1 protein-coding gene is annotated in these 336 nt (G+C 68.8%); it reads left to right on the top strand.

Features of this window, described 5'->3' with window-relative positions:
* Positions 1-27: 27 nt before the first annotated feature.
* The coding region (locus tag LI94_RS21570; RefSeq protein ID WP_046302547.1) for a DUF222 domain-containing protein at positions 28-336 on the top strand (309 nt) is incomplete at its 3' end.

Genomic DNA, 336 nt, shown 5'->3' with positions numbered 1-336 from the left:
TTGTCGCGGCCGCCTAGCGGGGCTTCGGTGGCGGAGTTCAGTGCGTGGTTTTTGCAGCGTCATCCGCGTGCCACGCCGGAGTCGGCGGCGTTGCTGGATCGGATCGGTGTGTCGGCGCGGGCGGAGAATCGGGCGGCGGCGGCGCAGTTGGTGGCGATTGGGGAGTTGTTTGCGCTGCGGTTGAGGTGCTGTGGTGAGACCGAGCAGTGGGCGGTCGATACCGAGGCGGCGGTGGCTGCTGAGGTGGCGGCGGCGTTGCGGATCAGTCAGGGCTTAGCGGCTAGTCGGTTGCACTATGCCCGGGCGATGCGGGAGCGGTTGCCGCAGGTGGCAGAG

It is taken from the genome of Mycobacterium sp. UM_Kg27 (assembly GCF_000972905.1).
Lineage (GTDB): Bacteria > Actinomycetota > Actinomycetes > Mycobacteriales > Mycobacteriaceae > Mycobacterium.
Note: the sequence above shows the minus strand (reverse complement) of the source record. Positions and strands in the feature narration are given on the sequence as shown.